The sequence below is a fragment of the Methanobrevibacter sp. genome (assembly GCF_045646045.1).
Lineage (GTDB): Archaea > Methanobacteriota > Methanobacteria > Methanobacteriales > Methanobacteriaceae > Methanocatella.
In genome coordinates this window covers 1-4,139 of sequence record NZ_JAZRJY010000050.1, presented here as the reverse complement: position 1 = coordinate 4,139, position 4,139 = coordinate 1, and the positions used below count along the sequence as shown (strand labels likewise).

At 31.1% G+C, this 4,139-nt stretch carries 5 protein-coding genes; 1 reads left to right on the top strand and 4 read right to left on the bottom strand.

Going from position 1 to position 4,139, the window contains the following annotated elements:
* The 4 genes from ACKI5C_RS03255 to ACKI5C_RS03240 form a co-directional block, all read right to left on the bottom strand.
* Positions 1 to 579 (bottom strand): GTP-binding protein (locus ACKI5C_RS03255; RefSeq protein ID WP_407431791.1); only part of this gene is annotated, 579 nt, incomplete at its 3' end.
* A gap of 26 nt (positions 580 to 605) precedes the next feature.
* On the bottom strand, positions 606 to 1,166 hold the full coding sequence (locus ACKI5C_RS03250; protein ID WP_296798108.1) for a 30S ribosomal protein S7: 561 nt from the start codon (positions 1,164 to 1,166) through the stop codon (positions 606 to 608).
* Positions 1,167 to 1,180: 14 nt separating this feature from the next.
* The gene (locus tag ACKI5C_RS03245; protein ID WP_004033029.1) at positions 1,181 to 1,606 is read right to left on the bottom strand and encodes a 30S ribosomal protein S12; all 426 of its coding nucleotides are present in this window, start codon (positions 1,604 to 1,606) and stop codon (positions 1,181 to 1,183) included.
* Positions 1,607 to 2,041: 435 nt separating this feature from the next.
* Positions 2,042 to 3,547 carry a lectin like domain-containing protein gene (locus ACKI5C_RS03240; RefSeq protein WP_407431790.1) on the bottom strand — a complete coding sequence of 502 codons (1,506 nt, stop codon included), beginning with the start codon at positions 3,545 to 3,547 and terminating at the stop codon, positions 2,042 to 2,044.
* On the opposite strand from ACKI5C_RS03240, the gene ACKI5C_RS03235 reads away from it, so the two are divergent.
* On the top strand, positions 3,473 to 3,943 hold the full coding sequence (locus ACKI5C_RS03235) for a hypothetical protein (RefSeq protein WP_407431789.1): 471 nt from the start codon (positions 3,473 to 3,475) through the stop codon (positions 3,941 to 3,943). The two genes, ACKI5C_RS03240 and ACKI5C_RS03235, sit on opposite strands and share 75 nt — an antisense overlap.
* Positions 3,944 to 4,139 lie beyond the last annotated feature (196 nt).

Sequence of the window (4,139 nt, the reverse complement as noted above, 5' to 3'; positions counted from 1 at the left end):
TAAAGCCCATTCATCTTTTTTATCTTCAGGAGCCATGTTTTTGATTAATTTGTTAGCTTCCATGAAAATTTTAATGAATCTGTTTTGTAATTCTTCAGGTTCTAATTTTAACTCGTTGATTAATCTGTCAACTTTGTTAATAAATAAAACTGGTTTAACATTTTCTTTTAAAGCTTGTCTGAATACTGTTTCAGTCTGAGGCATGATACCTTCTACAGCACAAACAACAACTACTGCACCGTCAACAGCTCTCATAGCACGAGTTACGTCCCCACCGAAGTCAACGTGACCAGGGGTATCGATTAAGTTGATTAAGTATTCTTTTTCTTTATAATCGTGTACCATAGATACGTTAGCTGCATCGATAGTAATACCACGTGCTTGTTCTTGTTCATCAAAATCTAAGAATCTTTGATCACCAGCAAGTTCTTCGGAAATCATTCCTGCACCTGCTAAAAGGTTATCAGATAAAGTGGTTTTACCGTGGTCAATGTGAGCACAGATACCAATGTTTCTGATTTGATCAGGTTCATACATTAATTCTTTGATTTTTGCAATCATTTTGTCTCTTCTACTCAAGAAAATCACCTAAATATTAATCATGATTAGTGTGCTGCTTTAGCAACTCTTTCTTTCTCTTCAGCTTTTTGTAAAGCAAAGCTTCTAGAATCTTCTTCAGAAGCAAGAATTAATTCATCAGCTAAACATTCAGCAACAGATCTTTTGTTTTTGAATGATGATTGTAAAGTACCTCTGGTTAAAAATCCAAGGGAGAGGTCAACTCTTCTTTGTGGGGAAATATCCACAGCTACTTGGTATCCAATACCACCGTATTTAATACGGGTAGTTTCTTCACGAGGTGCAGTGTTTTCAACTGCAGTAACTAAAACTTGAACAGGGTTCTTTTTAGTTCTTCTGTGAATAATTTCTAATGCTTCTTTTACAATGTTGTAAGCTTTATTTTTTTTACCAGAGTTGAGGTGGGTTCTCATAACTTTATTCATTAATCTTTCAACAATGGATACTTTAGATTTTGCGAATTGTCTTTTTACATGTCTACCTGAAGTGTGAGGTACAAGAGTTTCATCTAAACAAATGTATTTAATTAAACCTAAGTCCTCAACTTTTACTTCATCGAGATCCCATTTATCAAATAATTTACTCATAAAAATTACCTTCCTTATCTTACAGGTTTTTCTATTTTTCCACTTACCATTTCAGATAAAGCTACATTGTTAACTTTGGACACTTTCCAACGAACTCCAGGAATATCACCCATGGATCTTCCGGAAGGTCCTCCAATTCCTTCAATCATAACTTCATCGTGCTCATCGATAAAACCAATAGCTCCGTCACCTGGTGCGAAAGCAGTTAATTGTTTACCGTTTTTAATTAATTGAACACGTACACATTTACGAATAGCAGAGTTAGGTTGTTTTGCTTCTATCCCTACTTTTTCGATTACAATTCCTCTAGCTTGAGGAGCTCCTTCAAGAGGGTCTGCTTTAACATCTAATCTTAAAGCTTTCCTTTTGTAATCTACATCTTTCCACTTAAAATTTTGTCTATTCTTTTTAAGTTTTTTTGCAGCAAAAAGTCCTGGCATATTTTTTCCTCTAAACATTTTGTCAAAAAACATATCTATGAATCCACCGCTGCGATTTATACTACTTACAAGCAGTACAATCTAAATTCATAAGATATAAATTAGTAAATAATAATTAATAGATAAATAACACGATTTATCTAAAATGAAGATATCTTGAGATAAATTTAAACATAGACAAAAAGCACACATAGTCATGTTTGTAATAAGTATAGATATCTTACAATAAAATATCTATTTTAACCTTTATAAAGGTATGGTTTTTAGCATGAAAAATTCAATGAACGATGAAAAAAATTTTTTCTTTACATAGTTAATCATGAAAAAGAGAAAGTGATGGTTGATTTAAAAGTTTTTTAAATCCACCACAAAATATTTTTATTTAAATCAAATACATAATTTCTTTCTTTCATGTACAGTATATTGCCTATTTAATTAAGTTGTTGTGGTTGCAACAGCCATGTTGGAATTAACTTCAATATTGCGTGAAAATACTTTCAAACATGCAACTTGATGATCATTATCCAAATCTTTCCAATTTTTACCATCAATACTATAATATGAAATACCTCTGTCTCCAGTAGTGGTAACCATATTATTTTTATTATTGATTGGAATATAATTAGTGGATTTGCCATTTGAAACTTTTAAAACTATACTGAATTCATCACCTTTAGACAAGTTAACAGCATTATCGAAATTAAATGTAAAATAACCTTTAGACATTGCTTTTCCAGTTTGAGAATATTTTAATTTATCTCCAACATAAATACTTACTTCCCAATCACAAGATTCCTTAAAGAAAGTTGAAAATGCAAGTAATTCTTCATTAGCCACGCTTCTATAAACATTTTTATAATAAGCAAATTTTTTACTGATTTTTTTCCAAGAATCAATAATATAATCATGTTGATAATTTCTGTCAAATCTAACTGTATCATTGAAAATAAAATACTGACTAGTATAAGCAATTTTTGTATCATAGTAAGAAATATAGAAATAACCATTATCTTTGAACTTAGGACCCTCAGCATTTCTAATTATCCATGCACCATCACCAGGACAATCACCCTTGAAGTTATTTTTAGAATAGTTATCGTCCCAACCGACAATAACAACCGCATGATTACAATATGAACTGCCATTATAATAATAACTATTACCATTAAAATTTTTACTCTCATAACGCATTGAGGACAATACTCCACCATATTTCATAAGTGCTTCTTTAATAGCATCATTATCAGTAGCATTTCTTTTTGAAGCAAATGCCACATTTTGAATATGAATCAATTCATTATTAAAGTTTGGAGAAAAGGAACTGCCTTTTACAGCAGGATCTAAATCCTCAGAAACAAGAGTATACCAACTTGCTAAATATTCATGAGTATCAGAAGTATACCATCCGTCATCTGGAACATATCTTATATCACCAGAATCTGAAAATATGCCCATCACGTTTTTGAGGTTATTTTCAGATAAATCATAAACAACACCTGTTGCTTTAACTAATGCAGATTCAATAGCTCCCACATTAGCATAATCCCAACATGTACCTCCAATTTGTTTTTTAACAGGAGTAACCCAGCCATTATCAATTAAACTAAATCTAGAAGGTAATGTCCCATTATAATTTGAAGTATCTGCAACTACCATTATATAATTAGATGAGTTAACATAAAAATTAATATATTTTGTTGAGTATAAACCATTTAATCTTGATGAAATATTATCATTAAAAACAATATTTCCTTTATCGGTAATACTGCTTACGATGGAGGAGCTGTTGGAATATATTACGGTAATATTGAAAACTGTAATTTTGAAAACAATCGTGCTGAGCGCGATGGTGGTGCTGCTTGGATAATGAGCGGATCTGTCAATAACAGTAATTTTAAAAACAACTATGCTGGAAATGACGGTGGTGCAATTTGGATGCATGAAGGTAGTGTGGACAATTGTAATGCTGAAAACAACTTTGCTTACACAAAAGGTGGTGCGGTATACATTAATAAAAATGGTGCGGTATCCAATTCTAATTTAACTAAAAATGACGCTATTTTTGGCGGTGCATTATACATAAATAACGGTGCAGTAGACAACTGTAATTTTGATAGCAATATTGCAGGAGGTTATGCTGGTGCTGTCTATATGAAAAATGGTAAAGTAATTAACAGTAATTTCAATAAAGATAACGCAACCGGACATTGGGAAGTTATCTTCATTGATAACAACTATGAAGTAAGAAATTGTAATTTTAATGAAATTAATTCAGAATATGCAATCGGCGTAAATCAGGATATTAATGGAACTATAGAAAATTGTAATTTCAACTAAATAATTTTACACACAATACAAACTGCCTCGACCCCTATGGGTCAGGGTATCCTTTCTAAAATATGTAAATTAACCTAAACCTAATGCTTTCTTTTTTTAATATACAAAACAACAAATTGTACTTTATTACAATGAAATTAAAGGAAAAAATAAGTAAATAAAATTAAAAAAATAGACTTCCTGTCTCATAATCATT